The sequence below is a fragment of the Escherichia sp. 93.0816 genome (assembly GCF_013368855.2).
Taxonomy (GTDB): Bacteria; Pseudomonadota; Gammaproteobacteria; order Enterobacterales; family Enterobacteriaceae; genus Escherichia; species Escherichia ruysiae.
In genome coordinates, this window is sequence record NZ_JABWNC020000012.1 from 60,830 (window position 1) to 80,069 (window position 19,240).

General features: G+C 50.9%; 20 protein-coding genes. 4 read left to right on the forward strand and 16 right to left on the reverse strand.

Annotated features, from left to right (window positions below; all coding sequences use genetic code 11):
- Positions 1–4 precede the first annotated feature (4 nt).
- Positions 5–253: an acyl carrier protein gene (locus HEM79_RS13930; protein ID WP_000248094.1), complete on the forward strand. Its 249-nt coding sequence runs from the start codon at positions 5–7 to the stop codon at positions 251–253.
- Positions 253–1,425 (forward strand): serine palmitoyltransferase, encoded by a 1,173-nt coding sequence (gene spt / locus HEM79_RS13935; protein WP_176241616.1) that lies wholly within the window; start codon positions 253–255, stop codon positions 1,423–1,425. The genes HEM79_RS13930 and spt overlap by 1 nt, the downstream gene beginning before the upstream one ends.
- 34 nt (positions 1,426–1,459) lie before the next feature.
- On the opposite strand, the gene lptG is transcribed toward spt, so the two are convergent.
- The 7 genes from lptG to HEM79_RS13970 are packed head-to-tail and all read right to left on the reverse strand — an operon-like array spanning position 1,460 to position 7,927.
- Positions 1,460–2,539 (reverse strand): LPS export ABC transporter permease LptG, encoded by a 1,080-nt coding sequence (lptG, locus tag HEM79_RS13940; RefSeq protein ID WP_176241615.1) that lies wholly within the window; start codon positions 2,537–2,539, stop codon positions 1,460–1,462.
- Positions 2,536–3,606, reverse strand: a complete 1,071-nt coding sequence (lptF, locus tag HEM79_RS13945; protein WP_176241614.1) for an LPS export ABC transporter permease LptF — start codon at positions 3,604–3,606, stop codon at positions 2,536–2,538. Before lptF ends, lptG begins: the two co-directional genes overlap by 4 nt.
- 30 nt (positions 3,607–3,636) lie before the next feature.
- Positions 3,637–4,194: a YtfJ family protein gene (locus HEM79_RS13950; protein WP_021551415.1), complete on the reverse strand. Its 558-nt coding sequence runs from the start codon at positions 4,192–4,194 to the stop codon at positions 3,637–3,639.
- Positions 4,194–5,030 carry a hypothetical protein gene (locus HEM79_RS13955; RefSeq protein WP_176241613.1) on the reverse strand — a complete coding sequence of 279 codons (837 nt, stop codon included), beginning with the start codon at positions 5,028–5,030 and terminating at the stop codon, positions 4,194–4,196. The genes HEM79_RS13950 and HEM79_RS13955 overlap by 1 nt, the downstream gene beginning before the upstream one ends.
- Positions 5,027–6,379 (reverse strand): lipopolysaccharide biosynthesis protein, encoded by a 1,353-nt coding sequence (locus HEM79_RS13960; protein ID WP_176241612.1) that lies wholly within the window; start codon positions 6,377–6,379, stop codon positions 5,027–5,029. Before HEM79_RS13960 ends, HEM79_RS13955 begins: the two co-directional genes overlap by 4 nt.
- Before the next feature lie 45 nt (positions 6,380–6,424).
- Positions 6,425–7,183 carry a hypothetical protein gene (locus HEM79_RS13965; protein WP_176241611.1) on the reverse strand — a complete coding sequence of 253 codons (759 nt, stop codon included), beginning with the start codon at positions 7,181–7,183 and terminating at the stop codon, positions 6,425–6,427.
- 30 nt (positions 7,184–7,213) lie between these two features.
- On the reverse strand, positions 7,214–7,927 hold the full coding sequence (locus HEM79_RS13970) for a dTMP kinase (protein WP_176241610.1): 714 nt from the start codon (positions 7,925–7,927) through the stop codon (positions 7,214–7,216).
- A 173-nt stretch (positions 7,928–8,100) separates the two neighbouring features.
- Between HEM79_RS13970 and HEM79_RS13975 the strand changes: the two genes are divergently transcribed.
- Positions 8,101–8,793, forward strand: coding sequence for a dTMP kinase (locus tag HEM79_RS13975; RefSeq protein WP_176241609.1), 693 nt, complete (start codon positions 8,101–8,103; stop codon positions 8,791–8,793).
- Between the two features lie 48 nt (positions 8,794–8,841).
- On the opposite strand, the gene pitB is transcribed toward HEM79_RS13975, so the two are convergent.
- Together pitB and gss are read right to left on the reverse strand one after the other, a co-directional pair.
- Positions 8,842–10,341 carry an inorganic phosphate transporter PitB gene (pitB, locus tag HEM79_RS13980; protein ID WP_176241608.1) on the reverse strand — a complete coding sequence of 500 codons (1,500 nt, stop codon included), beginning with the start codon at positions 10,339–10,341 and terminating at the stop codon, positions 8,842–8,844.
- Positions 10,342–10,632: 291 nt separating this feature from the next.
- A complete protein-coding gene (gene gss, locus HEM79_RS13985; RefSeq protein WP_010348713.1) occupies positions 10,633–12,492 on the reverse strand; it encodes a bifunctional glutathionylspermidine amidase/synthase in 1,860 nt (619 codons plus the stop codon).
- A 204-nt stretch (positions 12,493–12,696) separates the two neighbouring features.
- Here gss and yghU point away from each other — a divergent pair, with 204 nt between their 5' ends.
- Positions 12,697–13,563, forward strand: coding sequence for a glutathione-dependent disulfide-bond oxidoreductase (yghU, locus tag HEM79_RS13990; RefSeq protein WP_176241607.1), 867 nt, complete (start codon positions 12,697–12,699; stop codon positions 13,561–13,563).
- A 132-nt stretch (positions 13,564–13,695) separates the two neighbouring features.
- Here the strand turns inward: yghU and hybG are convergent, their stop codons facing one another.
- From hybG to hybA, 7 genes are all read right to left on the reverse strand, one after another.
- Positions 13,696–13,944 carry a hydrogenase maturation factor HybG gene (gene hybG, locus HEM79_RS13995; protein ID WP_000334896.1) on the reverse strand — a complete coding sequence of 83 codons (249 nt, stop codon included), beginning with the start codon at positions 13,942–13,944 and terminating at the stop codon, positions 13,696–13,698.
- Between the two features lie 132 nt (positions 13,945–14,076).
- Positions 14,077–14,418, reverse strand: coding sequence for a hydrogenase maturation nickel metallochaperone HypA (gene hypA / locus HEM79_RS14000; RefSeq protein ID WP_176241606.1), 342 nt, complete (start codon positions 14,416–14,418; stop codon positions 14,077–14,079).
- Positions 14,411–14,899, reverse strand: a complete 489-nt coding sequence (gene hybE, locus HEM79_RS14005) for a hydrogenase-2 assembly chaperone (RefSeq protein WP_000796938.1) — start codon at positions 14,897–14,899, stop codon at positions 14,411–14,413. Before hybE ends, hypA begins: the two co-directional genes overlap by 8 nt.
- Positions 14,892–15,386 (reverse strand): HyaD/HybD family hydrogenase maturation endopeptidase, encoded by a 495-nt coding sequence (locus HEM79_RS14010; RefSeq protein ID WP_176241605.1) that lies wholly within the window; start codon positions 15,384–15,386, stop codon positions 14,892–14,894. The genes hybE and HEM79_RS14010 overlap by 8 nt, the downstream gene beginning before the upstream one ends.
- Entirely contained in the window at positions 15,386–17,089 is a 1,704-nt protein-coding gene (hybC, locus tag HEM79_RS14015) for a hydrogenase 2 large subunit (protein ID WP_176241604.1), read from the reverse strand. Before hybC ends, HEM79_RS14010 begins: the two co-directional genes overlap by 1 nt.
- Positions 17,086–18,264, reverse strand: a complete 1,179-nt coding sequence (gene hybB / locus HEM79_RS14020; RefSeq protein ID WP_176241603.1) for a Ni/Fe-hydrogenase cytochrome b subunit — start codon at positions 18,262–18,264, stop codon at positions 17,086–17,088. The genes hybC and hybB overlap by 4 nt, the downstream gene beginning before the upstream one ends.
- Positions 18,254–19,240 carry a hydrogenase 2 operon protein HybA gene (hybA, locus tag HEM79_RS14025; protein WP_001081870.1) on the reverse strand — a complete coding sequence of 329 codons (987 nt, stop codon included), beginning with the start codon at positions 19,238–19,240 and terminating at the stop codon, positions 18,254–18,256. Before hybA ends, hybB begins: the two co-directional genes overlap by 11 nt.

The following is a 19,240-nucleotide window of genomic DNA, read 5'->3' on the forward strand; positions in this document are numbered from 1 at the left end:
TTCTATGGTAAATCGTGAAATAGTAATGGATTACATCCTTTCCTGTTTACAGGATTTGGTCGAAAACGGTGTGGAAATTAAGCCTGACAGCGCGCTCGTCAACGATCTTGGTCTGGAATCGATCAAAGTGATGGATCTCTTAATGATGCTGGAAGACAGATTCGATATTTCCATTCCGATTAATATTCTGCTGGATGTCAAAACCCCTGCGCAATTAATGGAAACACTACTTCCATGGCTGGAGAATAAATAATGGGGCTATACGATAAATATGCGCGTCTTGCTGGCGAGCGCCTGCAATTTAGTGATAACGGTTTAACACCGTTTGGCACCTGTATTGATGAAGTGTATTCCGCCACCGAAGGGCGTATCGGCAATAAAAAAGTGATCCTGGCCGGAACCAATAATTATCTCGGTTTAACCTTTAATCATGATGCCATCAGCGAAGGTCAGGCAGCGTTAGCGGCCCAAGGCACCGGCACCACCGGTTCTCGTATGGCTAATGGCAGCTATGCGCCGCATCTGGCGTTAGAGAAAGAGATCGCCGAATTTTTCAATCGCCCTTCCGCTATCGTTTTTTCAACCGGTTATACCGCGAATTTAGGCGTCATCAGCGCACTTGCCGACCATAACGCCGTAGTGTTGCTGGATGCCGACAGCCACGCCAGTATTTATGATGCCTGTTCTCTCGGCGGCGCGGAAATTATTCGTTTTCGCCATAACGACGCCAACGATCTGGAACGTCGCATGATTCGCCTCGGCGAACGGGCGAAAGAGGCGATTATCATCGTTGAGGGTATCTACAGTATGCTCGGCGACGTTGCACCGCTGGCGGAAATTGTTGATATCAAACGTCGTCTCGGCGGTTATTTGATTGTCGATGAAGCTCACTCGTTTGGCGTGTTAGGCGCAACGGGGCGTGGGCTGGTTGAAGCCGTTGGCGTTGAGGACGATGTTGATATTATCGTTGGCACCTTCAGTAAAAGCCTGGCCTCCATTGGCGGTTTTGCTGTCGGCTCGGAAGCGATGGAAGTGCTGCGCTACGGCAGCCGCCCGTATATTTTTACCGCCTCCCCTTCTCCTTCCTGCATTGCGACCGTGCGCTCGTCGTTAAGAACCATTGCCACACAACCAGAGTTGCGGCAAAAGTTGATGGATAACGCCAACCATCTGTATGACGGTCTGCAAAAATTGGGTTACGAGCTAAGCTCGCATATTAGCCCGGTAGTGCCGGTGATAATCGGTTCGAAAGAGGAAGGGTTACGCATCTGGCGCGAGCTTATCTCACTGGGCGTGTATGTGAATCTTATCCTGCCACCTGCTGCGCCGGCAGGCATTACGCTGCTGCGCTGTAGCGTTAACGCTGCGCACAGCCGCGAACAAATCGATGCCATCATTCAGGCATTTGCCACGCTGAAACAGTAATGTTAACCCGTCGTGGTATTACGCCACGGCGGGTTTAGTATTGCCTGTCATACCAATACACCAGACTCAACGCCACCAGCACAAATGCAATTGGTAAACCTAGCGCAGTAACGGGGGCGCTCAACGCAAATAACAATCCCAGGTTGACTATGATTTGATAGCTGATCCAGGTAAGCAAGCCAACGATGACGCCCACAGCAAGACGGCTGCCCATCCCCGGTGAGCGCGGGGCGCTAAAGGTAAAGGGCACGGCCAGTAAAATCATCGCCAGAGTTAAGATGGGGTGTCCCAGCTTTTCCCACAGCGCCAGTCGATATTCACTGCTGGGTTGCCCGGTTGCCTGCAAATAATGGATGTAATGGTTGAGCTGGCGGACAGAAAAGCTATTACCCGGCATCGATAACTCTTCGAGATTTATACTGGTGAACGTCGATTGCCACGGCAGATTATCTAATGTTTCCAGCGTTTCTTTGCCATTAAGCCATTTTTTATGATTCACACCGTGCAGGAGCCACGTTTTATCGTCTTCGATGGTGGCGCTGCGCGCGTAAATGTAGGATTCGAGTGACAGATCGTCGCGGTAATGAAATATCTCCACGCCTACCGGCTGGCCCTGTTCATTCAGCGATTTCACCGTCACAAATTCATTGTCACGTCTGGCCCACAACATGTTGCCGGTGATGTCATCGTCCACCCCTAACGCGGTGGCGGTCGATTTGATTTGCATCGCCTGTTGCTGCAATGGCGACGCTACCCACTCATCAATCGCGCCTAACGAGACTGTCCACAGCATTCCGGCGACCAGCACCACCAGCGCGATACGGAAAATGGAAAATCCCGTGCTGCGAATGGCGGTAAGTTCACTGTTTTTCGATAACTGCCCAAGACCGACAATCCCCCCTAATAACGCGATAAACGGCGCAAGATCGACCAGTGTGCGCGGCAGGGTCATCACTACCACCAGCACAGCCTGAGTCCAGCGATAACCGCCAGGGCTGACATCATCCAGCTCGTTAATCAGGTTGAAGGTGGTAAAAAGCGGCAGCAGTAGTCCTGCTGCAGCGGCAAAACCGAGAAACAGGTGACGGATTAAATAGCGACTGAAGACATTCATCGGGAAAATTTCTGCAGCAAAGAGAAGTCGCGAGCAACCAGCACCAACAAACCAGTCAACATCAGTCCAGGCACTAACCACAAACCAGGGATAACAGGAATTGCACCGTTCGCCACCAGAGTGCGGCAAACGTCTCCGCCATAAAAAATAGCAATAAACAGTAACGTTAAAGGCAATAAGGTAGAAAATCGCCCCTGCCGTGGTTTTACCCGACTTAAAGAGATAGCCATCAGTGCCATTAACAACGCAGTCACGCCACGGCTTTGTCGCCACTGCAATTCGGCATGATCGGCAGGAAAGACAGAATGCGCCAGCTCCGTGAGCGATTTCGCTTTGCGTTTGACGTTAGGGCTTTGATCCAGCGGATTCAGATGTAATTGCAGATTGCGATAGATCTGTTCGTTGTCGTCACTGCCCTGATGATCGAGAAGATAGGCTGTGCCGTTATGCAACATGACGGTCGGTTTGTCCGGAGAGGGATCGATAACATCAACGGAGCGGGCACGAAAAATGCGGGTTCGATTGGCCGTAGAAGTGTATATCAGCGCGTCAGTCAGGCGATTATTGTCTTGATCAACCGTCTGCGAGAGGATCATCCGCCCATTATCGTTAGTATTAAATTTTTTCGCCCGTAGCTGGCGGACATCCAGCTCCGACTGCGACTGTTGCTCCAGTTGATAAATCTGCGCATAAGCCCACGGCCGACCATACATCGACAAAACGGTGACAAAAATACTTAACGGTATAGCAAGGTAAAGAACAGCTTTATACAAACGCGCCGGGCTGCCTCCCGCCGCAGAAATTGCGGTAATTTCTGAGTCGGTATACATCTGCCCAAGCGTCACGCCAACCGACACATACAGGCCAACCGGTAACAACATCTCCAGTGCAATCAGTATTTTGTAAAAAACGATATCCAGCACAACGTTGAGAGCTAAAGTGCCATTTGCCGCTTCGGTCAGATAACGCTGTGCGGAATAGCTGGCGAAAATAAAGATCAGAAAACCGACGATAATCAGCACCAGACGGCGCGTACCGCGCATGATGTAATGTTCAACCAGCTTCATCTCACTAACGCCCTCAATCCTTTGAGTTTTTTATTCATTGATCAGCTTCTGCGCCAGCGCAATAACATGATCTACCTCTTCCGGCGTCAGGCTGCCGTCCTTTGCCCACTGAATTTGCCCGGCTCTATTCAATACCAGAATGGTTGAACTCTGCTCCGGCAATTGCCAGGCAACGCGTCCCAGGCCATTGCCATCAATAACGAATTGCGCCCACGGATAGCGGCGTTTATTTTTCTCGATTTTACCGCTCACAAAATAGCCTGTACCAAAGATGGCATCATCGGTATTCACAATGGTGGTGGGCTGAAAACGATCCTGCGGAAAGTTCGCCGCTTCCACTGCTTTGATTAACAGTGAGTTCTTTTTCTTTGCCGACTTGCGCCCGGCGATATACTGGATAATGCGGACTTTTCCCTTCAGTTGCGTACTGTTCCACTTTTGGTAGTGAATTTCGTCGTTATTAAGCAGTAGCTCGCCGCCTTCCTGGATATAAACAGGAGTTACCCGTTTTCCAGTGACAAAATTGTGCGCCGCCGCGCCTGGTGCTAAGAGTGCGATGATCAGCGCGACAATCAGGCGAAATGGCATTATTGCTCCGGATATAGCGGAAAACGCGAGATAAGCAGCTCTAAACGCTGGCGAATATCGCTATCCAGCGCCACCGGTGCGTCATATGACCGGCGGTTTTCCATATCATCTGCCACCATGTCGTCGTGCTTATCCCCCATCAGACCGTTAATGGCAGCGAGGAAGCGGGAAATCTGTAACGCCTCTTTATTTTCAGGATCAAGCGATCTTAGGGTGTCGTAATAAGAAACCTGCTGACTGATGATTTTTCGCACATCATGAAATTCCCTGCCGGTTAGTCGCGGTTTGGCAATAATCTCTTTCAGGATATGCATTTGCTTTTGCCGATAGGCAATAAAACCGTTTACGCTTTCTAACTGGCTATGGCGTAATGACCAGTTCACTAACGACCAGACCGGGGAGCTTAAATAAATCCGTAACAGGTTACCGTAATACGACACGATATTTTTCTTACCGTTACGAAAACCATCCTGAAAATGGCCCAGACATACCGTCGTTTTGCCGAATAAAAATCCGGCCTGATGCTTCTTTAAATACAACCGTTGAGCAAAACGTAAATGCTTATAACGCGCTCGCATATATTTAAATTGTTTGCGCTCATCGTCGGTAAGTACTTTGCCTTTTGCTTGTTTCAGCGTTAAGCGAAGCAACTCCTTGCGATTTACACCGTCCAGCCAGAATCTCAGACATAAGGCATAATTGTCATGAATATTATCTGATGAACAGCACAAAGTGATTGTTGGAGGCAAGCTAACCTGTGCGTCAATAACATCATTATCATCAATAGCAATAAATAAACGCTCACTGACCTCAAGTGGAAAATATTTTCTCATCATTGGGATTTTTCTCCGGCAGCATTATAAATCAATAGATGGCGACGGAAAAAAGTCCTTAATGTCGGTGCTAACGAGAGGATCACATCCAGACATTGACCACCGAAATAAGCAAATGCAGCCCCCATTACGCCAAACAGATGACAAAACATAAATAACAAAACAACGTAGGTTAACGATGCGATAGTTTGCGCTATCAAAAAAGCGCGCTGTTTACCCGCCATTAGTAGTAATGATTGCTGCGGGAAGCCCAGCATCGAAATAACAATCGCGCCAAGCATCACCTGGATCAGGTCATATGCTTCGAGATATTTAACGCCAAATACCAGCGAAATGAGCGGCTTGCCGACGATCAGCACCGCGAGCGCCACCAGAATACCGATTCCGCCAGCCAGTAACCCTGACTTCACGCCTAACAACCACGGTCTGGTAGTGCGCGGATCTAAGCGCATTACCTCTGGATAAAAACTTTTACCCAGCAAACCCGCTGGCGTACCGGCGGCATCGAAGAATGTCATGGCGATTTTAAATAACCCAGCGGCGGCTGGCCCCAACACAATCCCCACCAGCACGGTGCTGCACGAGTTACGCGCCGACCAGATGGAGTGGGCAATGTTGGTTGACCAGACAAAACTCCATGCACCTTTAATGTGTCGGGCAGACTCGAACAGGTTCAATTTGAAGGCGTTATGGATATTTCTGCGGCGTAATTCACGCGCAGCAAACCACCAGTACATCGTGCCGCCAACCAGATTCGAGGCGTACCAGGCAATAACAAAGCCCGCAAAACCAAAGTCAAAATACCAGGCGATTACGCTACCCGCCGCGCGCAGAAAAGGCTTCGTCGCCTGCTGTACAGCAATCAAATCGAAGCGATCTACCGCACGCAGAATGCCGGTCGGCGTGGAGGAAGCCATTGAAGGAATGAGCGTGCAATAGAGCGCCGCCAGCCAAAAACTTTGGTCATCCAGACCTAATGAGTGAGAAAGAAATGGCAGTAAGGCAATGCCGCCGACAATCGCCACCGCGCCGCTGACGATATCCAGCGAAAAGGAAAACGAGACGACATTGCGAAATTGTTGGGGATTATTGTTGGTTAAGGCTGGCGTTCCGTACTGCACTACCAACTGCCATGTCTGAAACTTAATAAAATCGCTGATCGACTTGGCATACGATTGCACAATCACCAGTACGCCAAACATCGCTGGCGTCATCCCTTTACCAGCGCACGAGAGCGCCAGTAAGCCCAGCAAGGCGCTCACGACATTGCTGGAGCCTAACCAGGCGCTATTGCGAATAATGGTGCGAAAGGCTCCATCTGCAAACCAATGTTTGATGTTAAAACCCGCCAATTCAGCCAGACCTTATCGTTGATAATGAAAAATAGCCCACCAGCCTTAAGTTAAACTTCGGCGGTCAGAAACGATGGCAACCAGAGAAACCGCTTTCTGCGCCTGTTCCAGCACTTCGCGGTAGGGCGCTCTGGAATCAATCTCAAGAATTTTTGTGCCGTTATAGCCAATCTTCGACATAACGCCGATTTTGTCCTGCAACTCGGCATAGTCGTGATCTGGCTTGCGGGAGATGGCGGTATCAATATCAATGCCCAGACGAATAATTAATTCAGGACGATATTGCGCCATTTGTTGATATAAGCGCCGCTCGCGCTGTGCCAGAAACATGTTGATTTTGCCTCTGGCGCGTTCGACGCCAATCCCCGGTCCGTCATAATAAAAACCGGAAATTTCCGCCTGCGGGAAGCGATCGCTAACCACCAGAACACCACTTTTCGCCAGTCGCTGAACCTTGCGCAGATTCGCCATTCTTCGCAGAGAAAAGCAGTACATAATCACCGCCGCCCATAGCGCCGGAGATTTAGTTTTCATACTTTGAGTTTTCGAGGATTTGGCCGCCAGACGCCGTTCCAGCCAGATGCCAACGAGCGGCAAGCGTTTAATTTTGTCGCCGTCTTCGCCGGATAGCAGCCCCAGATAACGACGCTCAGTTTGCCAGTGTTGTTGCAGCGATTTAACCAAATCGGTGGTCAGCGTGGATTTACCGGTGCCATCGCACCCGACCACCGCAATCAGCCCAGGAATGTAGTTGGGTTGTGGCGCGGTTGTGCTGTTAACAGTTTGCGTTTGTAGTGCATCCATTCGTAAATCATCCCCTATCCATTTTGGTGATCAGGAAAGTGCGGCGTGAATCGAGCGTAATGAGGCTTGCAGGATTTCATCAGCAGGTTGTCGCCCGTCCAGTTCCAGTATCTTTGCGCCATTGAACGTCAGTTGTGGCGTAACGGCGATTTTTTCCTGTAACGCCGCCAGTTGATGGTCGGGCTTGCGGGAAAATGCCGTCTGTTCATCAATAGCAAGACGAATCAATAACACGGGCAAATAAGACGCCATCCACTGGTATAGTTTCAGCTCGCGTTGCCTTAACATTTTTATCCAGCCGTTACCGCCAGTAGTTTTTGCCAGTTGCGGACCATCAAAGCGAAAACCAGGCACTTCTACCTGTGGGTAACGGTCGGTAATCAACAGATAGCCTTGCTGGCTTTTACACAACATTTTACGAAACTTGTACGCCCGCCAGCAGGAAAGCAAATAAATAACCAGCGCGGTAATATTGCCGGGCGGCGTTGACGGCTTTTCATGCACATGTGCCGCTTTCCCCCGCAGATAACGCCCAAAAGGCGCGCCAATTACTGGAAGATGTGATATCCATTCGCCAATTCTCCCGGAAGATTGCCCGAGATAAATGTGTTCTGTTGGCATTTTTGTTGCCAGTTCATTTACCAGGCTTGCTGTGAGAGTCGATTTACCTGAACCATCACAACCCACAATGGCAATAACACGCACTGGCGTGGAATTAATTATTGACATATTACGTTGATTCACGAAAAACCCGGCAGCAAATAATGTATTGAATATTACGTGGTCGGTGCTCAGAATATCCGTTCAACCTAATTGTGACAATGGTTAATTGTGACATTGACCTGAATTACACTTTCATAAAAACATATTAATTAAATAAATATTTTGGACAGGTATTTAAATTTAAGGATATATTCATGCAGTCAATAACCCCTCCATTAATTGCTGTCATTGGTAGCGATGGTTCAGGCAAGTCAACGGTGTGTGAACATCTCATTAACGTTGTTGGAAAATATGGTGCCGCCGAAAGAGTTCATTTAGGAAAACAGGCCGGAAATGTCGGTCGTGCAGTGACAAAATTACCGTTGATGGGAAAATCCTTACATAAAACAATTGAACGAAATCAGGTGAAAACAGCAAAAAAATTGCCTGGACCAGTTCCGGCGCTGGTAATTACAGCGTTTGTCGCCCGTCGCTTACTGCGCTTTCGTCATATGCTTGCCTGTCGTCGTCGCGGGTTAATTGTTCTAACCGACCGTTATCCTCAGGACCAAATTCCTGGCGCTTATGATGGTACGGTGTTCCCACCTAACGTTGAAGGTGGTCATTTTGTCTCATGGCTGGCAAGCCAGGAACGTAAAGCGTTTCACTGGATGGCGAGCTATAAGCCTGATCTGGTCATCAAACTCAATGTTGATCTGGACGTTGCCTGTGCGCGTAAACCCGACCATAAACGGGAATCGCTGGCGAGAAAGATTGCCATAACGCCACAGTTAACCTTTGGTGGTGCACAACTGGTTGATATCGACGCCAATCAGCCACTGGAAAAGGTGCTGGTTGATGCAGAAAAAGCGATTACGGATTTTATGACGGCGCGTGGTTATCACTAGTCAAAAATGGAAATGCCCGATCACCAGGACCGGGCATTTTCAGGAAGGTTAAATCAACAGCAATGCTATCCAGTACAGACTACCAGACAGAAAAATCGCCGCCGGTAAGGTAAACACCCACGCCATCAGGATGCTGGTTACCGTTTTACGCTGTAAGCCTCCGCCATCCACGACCATCGTCCCTGCCACCGCCGAAGAAAGTACGTGTGTTGTGGAAACTGGCATACCGATGTAGCTGGCAAGGCCGATAGATACCGCCGCTGTCATTTGCGCCGCCATCCCTTGCGCATACGTCATGCCACGCTTACCAATCTTCTCACCGATGGTCATCGCTACACGACGCCAGCCAATCATGGTGCCGATACCGAGCGCCAGCGCCACTGCCATAATGATCCACACCGGAGCGTATTCAATGGTGCTTAACATATCGCTGCGCAGTTTTTTCAGCAGGTTCTGGTCTTCTTTACTAACGTCTGGCAGTTTCGCCAGCTTCGCGGAGGTATCAGAAATGCACAGCATAATGCGGCGCAGCTGGCTGCGCTGACTCACGCTTAACGACTCGTAGCTTTCCATATTGCCTGGCAGCATCGTTTTAACGCGCGCAATCGCATCAAAGGTATTTGCCGGATGACAATGGAACTCCGTTACTTGTGTGCCATCCGTCGGAGTCGCAGGCAGCGGGGGTTCCATCGTAATCAATTTCTGCGGCAATTCAGGATGCTGTTGCAGATAGTGTTCAAAGTTAGTCACGGCATCGCGGGTACGGGTAATTTCATAGCCGGACGCGTTCATATTGACGACAAACCCGGCGGGCGCAATTCCCACCAGTACCAGCATCACAAGACCGATCCCTTTTTGTCCATCGTTCGCACCATGCGAAAACGCCACGCCCGCAGCGGAAACAATCAGTGCGATACGCGTCCAGAATGGCGGCTTACGTTTACCTTTTTTCTTTTTGCGATCTTCAGGAATGCGGTGAATACGGTCACGCTTTTTCGTCCCGCTCCAGAAGCGACGCAGCAGGAAAATCAGTCCTCCCGCAATCACCAGCCCCACAATTGGGGAGACAATCAGTGAGGAGAAAATCTTGGTCACTTCACGCAGATTTAACGCGTCCATCACCGATGAACCGGTTAACATCGCATTAGTTAGACCGATGCCGATAATCGCGCCAATCAAAGTATGTGAACTGGAGGCCGGTAAACCAAAAAACCACGTTCCCAGATTCCAGATAATCGCCGCCAGCAGCATGGAAAAGACCATCGCCAGACCGTGGGTTGACCCCATATTCAGCAGCAAATCGGTTGGCAACATATGGACGATGGCATAAGCGACGCTAAGTCCGCCAAGCAATACGCCAAAAAAGTTAAAAAACGCCGCCATTACCACAGCAAGTTGTGGTTGCATGGCTCGGGTATAAATAACGGTTGCCACCGCATTTGCCGTGTCATGAAAACCATTGATTGCTTCGTAGAACAACACAAATGCCAGAGCAAGTAATAACAAAAGCCCCGTATATATATCAAGGCCAACAAATAAATTTAGCATATATTAGATTACGCCATTTTGAATTTACGAACGGAGGCATTATCAGTGACTTTCACGGCGCGGGCAAAGTGAAATATCATTTTTTAACGATAAAAAGAGTGTTATTTCTTGTGTATCAGACAATAAGCATTCATTCAAAATTATTAGAAATAATTAATACAAAGGCATTTCGCCAGTTTATGTATTCACATATGAAATGAATAAATAATAAAATATATAAACATTAAATACTTTGATTAATCCCCGTACTGATTACTCTTTATAATCAGTACGGGGTTGCTACAACATGTATTACTCTTTCACCACAATTAACGGTTCAATATCACTCTCTTTTTTGATGACCAGTGATTCATCGCCGCGCAAGCAGGTCCCGCCATAGTTGCCGCCAACGGTGAAAGTACATACCTGGATATATTTACCGTCCACTTTCGGCAGACACCACAGTTGCTGGTAGATGTTTTTCTGCTCGGCAAATTTACCGCTGGTCTGATCCAGCACCTCTTCATGATGGCTGACCAGGTCGATATTGCTGCCACAGCGACCAGCAATCGGCTTCACGGCATAACCGGTTTTCACCAGTTCATCATTAACAGTGAAATCAGTATCCAGCAGATAACGATGGTGCGGGAACAGCGACCAGAGGATCGGCAGAATCGCTTTGTTGCCGGGGATCACCGTCCACAGCGGCTCAAAGACCAGTACTTCCGGGCGCAGCAGAACGTCGATCAGACGTACTTCATTTTGCGGATGGCCGGTACGAATCGGCACTGCGGCAAACTCACGGTCACTGACTTCACGAATCTGATCAAACGCGGTTTCCCACGCCCAGGTTTTCCAGACGCAGTTAACCAGTCGCCCTTCCCCATCAATCAGTTGCCCGGCAGCATCCCAGCCCAGTTCATCCAGCCCGCGCAAGATACGCGTTTCAAAGCCAGCCTGTTGCAGCGCCTGCTCCATAAACTGGGCGTGATAATTCTCCTCGATATCTTTGTCCTGCATGATATGGACAAATGGACGTGCACGACTGTGTTTCCATGCGCCTGCCAGTTCGTTAATCAGCCCTTCTGCCGGATTGAAGCCGTTGCCTTTATAGCCTTGCTCCGTCCAACGTTCGAGGATTAAGCCCGCTTCAGTATGACAGGAGGCGGAATCGGCGTTGTATTCGTAGACCTTCAGCCCACGCTCATCCATACAGAAATCCATACGACCAGTGATCATATGGTGACGGCGACGCTGCCAGGAGAGACGCAAACGCGGCCAGAGGATTTTTGGAATGTCGAACAATGCCAGAAGGTTGTCATCTTTCAGCACCTTGTCGGTAGCGTGAAGATACATCAGGTGCAGCTCGTTGGTAGCTTTAATCAGCTCCTGCTCGGCACTCTCGGTAATGGTGTAATAATGATATGGATCCTGATTGATCACCTGACCGTTGGCCTGCACGTAGGCGTTTTGTAGCGGATCTTTTTCATCCAGCCATTTACCGTCAAACTGACCTTTGTTTTCCAGACGCGCTCCGCTGATTTTCAACAAATCGCCTTCAATTTGCGGCTGTGGCAAGCTGTATTCGGTATCTTCCGTCTGGATCATCCAGCCCAGAATGGTGGTGTCATCAAACGTGTCTTTGAGGGTATAGCAGCCGTTTTCTACCACCATCTCCAGCTCGCGCGTCCACTGCTGCCCTTGCGGCAACGGGGAATGAATCACGTTTTGTTCCGCAATACGGACTTTGTTGCCGTGCAATTGGGTAATGATGGCGACATGGCCGGTGTCTTTAAATTCTCCGCCTTTATCCCAGATAAGAAGCGCACCCGCTACCGGCGCACGCGGCGAGCCGTTAGGAAATGCCTGCAATGGCAGGATGTTGTCGTTAACCACTTCACGCAGGAAGCGCAGCGAGAAAATCTCCCACGCCATGCCTACATCAGTGAAGACCACACCGTAATTCAGAAAGAGAAAACGGCGAGCAAATTCAACGCATTGCCATTTGTGACCCATATATTCATCGTCGATATAGCTACGGAATACGGCGTCATCTTCGTATTCCTGCGGATCGAGAGAACTGTAATCTGAAGAGTAGATTGCTACACCACCGGGGGCGTAGCCCAATAATGTCCCGAACGGGGCATCCTGGCTGGTCGTTCCTTTGCTCATCACTTTACCTTTAACAATACAACCTAAGCAGTTGGCGTAATTGTTGTGCTCTGATTACCTGCTCAGCGACATTAACCGGACAGAGGTCTGACTTATCATACACCTCAACGCAGCGGCTGGCGCAAAGGGTTAAAAAATTCACAATCTGTACAGCAATCGAACTGCTACACTGCTTCAACACTACCACTCAGAAGGCAACTCAGTATGACAGACAATACTTATCAGCCCGCGAAAGTCTGGACGTGGGATAAATCTGCTGGCGGCGCGTTCGCCAATATCAATCGCCCGGTTTCTGGTTCGACGCATGAAAAAACATTGCCGGTTGGCAAGCACCCGTTACAGCTCTATTCGCTGGGCACGCCGAACGGTCAGAAAGTGACAATTATGCTCGAAGAACTACTCGCGCTGGGCGTCACCGGCGCAGAGTACGACGCCTGGCTGATTCGCATTGGCGATGGCGATCAATTCTCCAGCGGCTTTGTGGAAGTGAACCCGAACTCGAAGATCCCGGCGCTGCGCGATCATACGCAAAATCCGCCGATCCGCGTGTTTGAGTCAGGCTCGATTCTGCTTTATCTGGCAGAGAAATTTGGCTACTTCTTGCCGCATGATCTGGCAAAACGGACTGAAACGCTGAACTGGTTGTTCTGGTTACAGGGCGCTGCGCCGTTCCTCGGCGGTGGTTTTGGTCACTTTTACCATTACGCGCCAGTGAAAATTGAGTACGCCATCAACCGTTTTACCATGGAAGCCAAACGCCTGCTCGACGTACTGGATAAACAACTGGCGCAGCATAAGTTTGTTGCGGGCGATGAGTACACCATTGCGGATATGGCAATCTGGCCGTGGTTTGGCAACGTGGTGCTCGGCGGTGTGTATGATGCCGCAGATTTTCTGGATGCGGGCAGTTATAAGCATGTACAGCGCTGGGCGAAAGAAGTGGCTGAACGTCCGGCTGTGAAGCGTGGACGAATTGTTAACCGCACCAACGGGCCGCTGAACGAGCAGTTGCATGAGCGCCATGATGCCAGTGATTTCGAGACCAATACGGAAGATAAGCGTCAGGGGTAAGGGTTGGTGTTCGTCACAGCAAGCCATCCAGGCCGAGATAGGTCAGATAAGGCGTTCACGCCGCATCCGGCAATCGAGCACAATGCCTGATGCGACGCTCGCGCGTCTTATCAGGCCTACGAAAGCTAATCATCACGCGCTGGTAATGTCGTAATCCATTTGGCGCAGCGCGTCTAATGTGGCTTTGGCTTCATCTTCGTCGATGATGCTCATAGCAAATCCGACATGCACCAGTACCCACTGGCCCAGCAGATCGGCAGGGTTACCTTCACAAATCAGGGCGATATTCACGTCGCGCTTGATACCACATACTTCAACCTGCGCAAGCTGGTGAATATCTTCACCGACAGCCAGCACCTGGCCTGGAACGCCAATACACATTGTTAACTCCGGTTATTTCGATTGCGGACAAACGCGAAAAAGAACCTTTAGCGGGTGTTTCCCCTCACCCTAACCCTCTCCCCGGAGGGGCGAGGGGACCGTCCGTGCGCTTTTCAGGCATTGTCCTCAGTCTTATTCAACTTCAATACTTTTGACGATCAGCGAATCGCCGGTATCGACACGCAACCGCTCGCCGTGACAGATCGGACATTGCGCATCGTGCTGATGAATCTCCACCACCTGGCTGCAATCCCAACACCAGGCCTGGGCGGGTTTATAGACGATATGTAAATCGCACCCTTGCGCCACCGTTCCCTGGCAGACAATTTCAAAACTAAAACGGACGGCGCTCTCCTCAACGCAGGAGAGCGCGCCAATTTCCAGCCACACGGCGGTGACGCGCTTAACATAATGCTGCTCCGCCTGCCGTTGGATAATTTCAACGGCGCTCTGGCAAAGCGACAACTCATGCATTTTCACCACTCCTGCGACCAAACAGCAGGGCGCGACGCCCTGCGTGTGGTACATCCGGATTGGTGACCGGCAGTGAAAGGATCATTCGCGCGCAGTCATCCGTCAGCCGTTGCCCCTCTTCAATCGACATGCTGTGCGAAAGCGGTGACATCAGCGAGCAGGAGAGGTATTGCGAAACACCGTCCAGTTCGCCAACGGTAAAGGTCATGGTGCCGTAAGGCAGTTGCAGACCGATTTTTTCACTCACTTTGCGCAGCGGCCAGAGTTGATCCGGGCCGGGGAAGATAACTGCACTCAGCATCCACGGGGTGATTACACACCCCGTCCACTGACCTTCGAACAACGTAAAGTCGGAAACGTACACCGGCATTGAAGGATGCAGAAAAGAGAGATCGTGCATCGAACGCCGGGCAATTTCTTCAAACGCTGCCTGAACTTGCGCCTTCGGGGAGGTCTGAAAACCTGCTATCTCCTCAGCCATGAGTCGCCTCCCGTGGGATGGCTTCCACGCCTGACTCGCGCAGCGCAGCCAGAACCTGCTCAAGCGCAGGTTCAATCATCGCTTCTACCGTCGGCGTTAAGCCGATATGCGGCTCCAGCGATTCCGGGATCACGCCGACCAGAGTCAGCTTTTTCGGAAACTCACCGGTGAAACGCAGGGCCGACAATACGTCGGCCAGGCCAAGCTGATGCGGAGAGATTTTGTTGGTAAACAGCGCCGGAACTTCTTCATCCCGCAGGATCATCATCGTTCCCGGCGCGTTATTTTTCGACACAATGGCATCCGCAATGATCAGATGATCGCGATTTGCCATGTCGCCAAGCAGCTCCATTCCCGCCGTGCCGCCATCGAGGATTTCAACATAATCCGGCAGAATGTATCGTTGCTCTAACGCTTCGACAATCCGCACACCGATGGCTTCATCGGTCAGCAAAATATTGCCGACCCCTAAGACTAAAATACGCATTACAGAACCTTCACTGAAACCACTTCGTTGCCGTCGGCATCCACTACGTGTACCGCGCAGGCCATGCACGGGTCGAAGGAGTGAATGGTACGCACCACTTCCAGCGGTTTATTCGGATCGGCAACCGGCGTGCCTACCAGCGACTGCTCGTAAGGACCGACGTCATCATTAAAGTTACGCGGGCCAGAGTTCCAGGTTGATGGAACGACCGCCTGGTAGTTGCTGATGATACCGTCTTTAATAACCATCCAGTGAGAGAGCATACCGCGCGGTGCTTCAAGGAAGCCAACGCCTTTGAACTCACCTGTAGCCGGAATGTTCGGCTTCACGAACGTGGTGTGGTCGCCTTTGCCGATATTGGTGATCAGTGCACTGTATTGATTTTGCAGGATATCCTGCAATTCGCAGCAGTGAACAGTACGACCAATAATACGCCCCAGCGTGGAGTGCAGTTGCGCCACTTCCAGCGTGTTGCCAGTCAGTTTCTGATAAATTGCAATGATTTCATTCAGTTTGTTCTGGGTAGACTCGCGTCCTGCCGCCAGTTTCACCAGCATGTTCGCCAGCGGACCCACTTCTACCGTTTTGCCGTAGAAAGTCGGTGATTTCACCCAGGAATATTTACCGTCGTCAGACCAGCCGTCATAAGCCGGAATGGTTGTGCCTTCCCACGGTGCCTGCGGCGCTTCGTCTTTATACCAGGAGTGCTTCGCACTTTCCTGAATCCCTTTGATCAGGTATTCATCGGAATGGGAAGTGATCGGACGATACGAGGACAGATCCGCATTCTCAATGTAACCGCCCGGGAACAGGAAGCTACCATTTTTGCTGTCAGTCGGGAATTCCGGCACGCTCAGGTAGTTCACCGCACCTTTACCGCGCGTCAGCCATTCCGGGTAGAACGCAGCGATAACTGCGGTATCAACCTTATAAACCTGCTCAACAAAGTCGCTCAGCTTGTCGATGAAGGACTTGATGTACATCAGGCGCTCAAGGTTCAGCACGCCCAGACCGTCAAGGTTGATCGGGTTAGCAACACCACCTACTGCCAGGTTCTGAATGTGCGGCGTTTTACCGCCCAGCAGCGCCACTACGCGGTTAGCGTCACGCTGGCACTCCAGCGCCTGCAGGTAGTGCGCTACCGCAATCAGGTTCACTTCCGGCGGCAGTTTCATCGCCGGGTGACCCCAGTAGCCGTTGGCGAAAATACCCAACTGACCGCTGGCAACCAGCTCTTTGATCTTGTTCTGAACTTTGGTGAACTCTTCCGGACTGTTCAGATGCCAGGTCGAAACGCCTTTCAGCATTTCGGAGGCTTTGGTCGGATCGGCTTGCAGCGCAGAAGTGATGTCCACCCAGTCCAGCGCCGAAAGCTGATAGAAATGAACGATATGGTCATGCGTGGTGTGCGCAGCCAGAATGATGTTACGGATGTATTGCGCGTTAACCGGAACGTCGATATTCAGCGCACTCTCTGCCGCACGAACGGAAGAGAGCGCGTGAGTGGTAGTACATACGCCACAGATACGTTGCACAATCATCCATGCATCGCGCGGATCGCGGTTTTTCACGATCTCTTCCATGCCGCGCCACATGGTCCCGGAAGCCCATGCTTTCGAAACGACGCCATTTTCGATTTCGCAATCGATGCGTAAATGCCCTTCAATACGGGTTACCGGATCAATAGTAATTCTCTGGCTCATGCTTTGCTCGCCTCATGACGATTTTGATCGTTTTGTTTTAAAGGAGGAAGTATCGGCAGTAGACGAATGAGTACGATGTAAGCGCAAATCTCAATAGCCACAAAACCAATAGAAATCAACAGTTCTTCCCAGGTCGGGAAGTAGGCGTAACCGCCGCCCGGGTTGAATGCCACCAGCGAATAGGTCAGACGCCAGGTTGCACAACCTAACAGTGCGCTCAGTGCTGACAGGAACAGCATACGGGAATCATTGCGCAGCTTCGCCACACGCAGAACGACCAGCGGGAAGAGCATCAACAGGACTTCAATCCAGAACATCACGGAGTAGAAGTCACCGGCAAACGCTAAGGACAGCTTGTCGCGATAGATTAGCTCGCCAAAGCGCAGCACAATGAAAATCGCCAGCAGCACGCTGATGGTGTTGGTCAGCTTGACGAACAGGCTCTTCTCATCCGGGCCATTGCCACGCAGACCCGCCTGCACCAGCGAACCTTCAAAAATGACAATCGAGAAGCCCATGATGAACGCCGTCAGCAGCGAGAACAGCGGCAACATTTCATAGCTTTGCCACAGCGGATGCACTTTATAGCCCGCCGAGATCATCAACGACCCCATTGAAGACTGGTGCATGGTCGGCAGCAGCGCGCCGAGCGCGATGATAAAGAACATCACCTTGTTCAGACGCTTGAGCGACACCTTCCAGCCCAGACGTTCAAACAGCGCAGGAGCAAACTCAAGCGCCATCACGCCGATGTAGATGGTCATACAGACCGCCGTCTCGAACAGTACCGAGTTCACGTTGAAGTGACCCGGAATATAGAAGTACGGCAGGTTCCAGTATCGACCCACGTCGATAGTGATCGACAAGCCACCCAGTGAGTAACCGAACAGACTCGCCAACAGCGCCGGACGCACCAGCGGATGGTATTGTCCACGGTTAAAGACGTATACCGCCCACGCCAGCGCCCAGCCGCCACAGGCAAAGCCGGTGCCGATCAGCAGGTCAAACGCGATCCACACGCCCCACGGAAAGCCGCCGTTCAGGTCAGAGACAGAGCCAAGCCCGAACACCAGACGCTTCACAATCAGGAGCATACAGATGACGATTAACGGTCCAAAAATCATGACCGGTTTACTGATGATTTTGCCGCCCAGCGGTTGTGGATCATGACTCATGATCGTCTCCTCCGTCGTGATGGTCGTTTTTGGTGTTGCGACGAACCAACACGGTTAAGCCCGCCAGCACAGCCAGTGGTAGCATCATGCCTTTATACAGGGTGTGTTGAATATTTTCGGAACGCGCACCGGTAGAAAGATCGTCCAGCTTCGGCAGGTCGAGATTTTCATAAGGCACACCCGTCAGTACCAGAACCTGAGTACCGCCGCCCTCTTTCTCGCCGTACAGATGCGGATAATATTTCGGCACCGTGTGCAGGTAAGTGTCGCCAGATTTCAGCGTCTGACGCGGATAGTGGTATTCGCTGCCAGGCTTCAGCGCCAGGCGTTTTTTCGCCTCCGCCATCAGCTCTTCACGCGTCCCAAAAATCACCGCGCCCGCCGGGCACACTTCTACGCAGCCAGGCAGACCGCCTTTATCGAGACGTTCCACACCTTTCTGGTTACACAACTCACACTTATGCAGCGCACCAAACGGGTTGTTGTAGTCGTACTTCGGCACGTTGTACGGACAGGCGACCATGCAGTAACGGCAGCCGGTGCACACATCTTTGTCGTAATGGACAATGCCGGTTTTCGGATCTTTTTTCAGCGCAGAAACCGGGCATACAGAGACACAGTTCGGATCGACGCAGTGCATACACTGTTTCTTAATGTACGCATAGCCGTTCTCTTCCTGGTCTTTGTTGACACCCGTGCCGCTGGTCCACACCTGAATGATGTTATTGGTATACGGCGACAGTTTGTCGTTGTTCGACCAGGTCTGTTCCCCTTGTGGGTTACGTTCAGGGAAGTTGATATCCTGACACTTGGTGACGCAAGCCTGGCAGCCTACGCACAAGGTCGAGTCATACAACATACCCAGCGATCCCGGAATTGGCGGGCGGTTTTCAGCAGCCGCATGGCTGACCGACGGCAACGCGCCCGTCAGCAATGCCCCGCAGGAGGCTGCTTTAATAAAATTACGTCTGTTCAC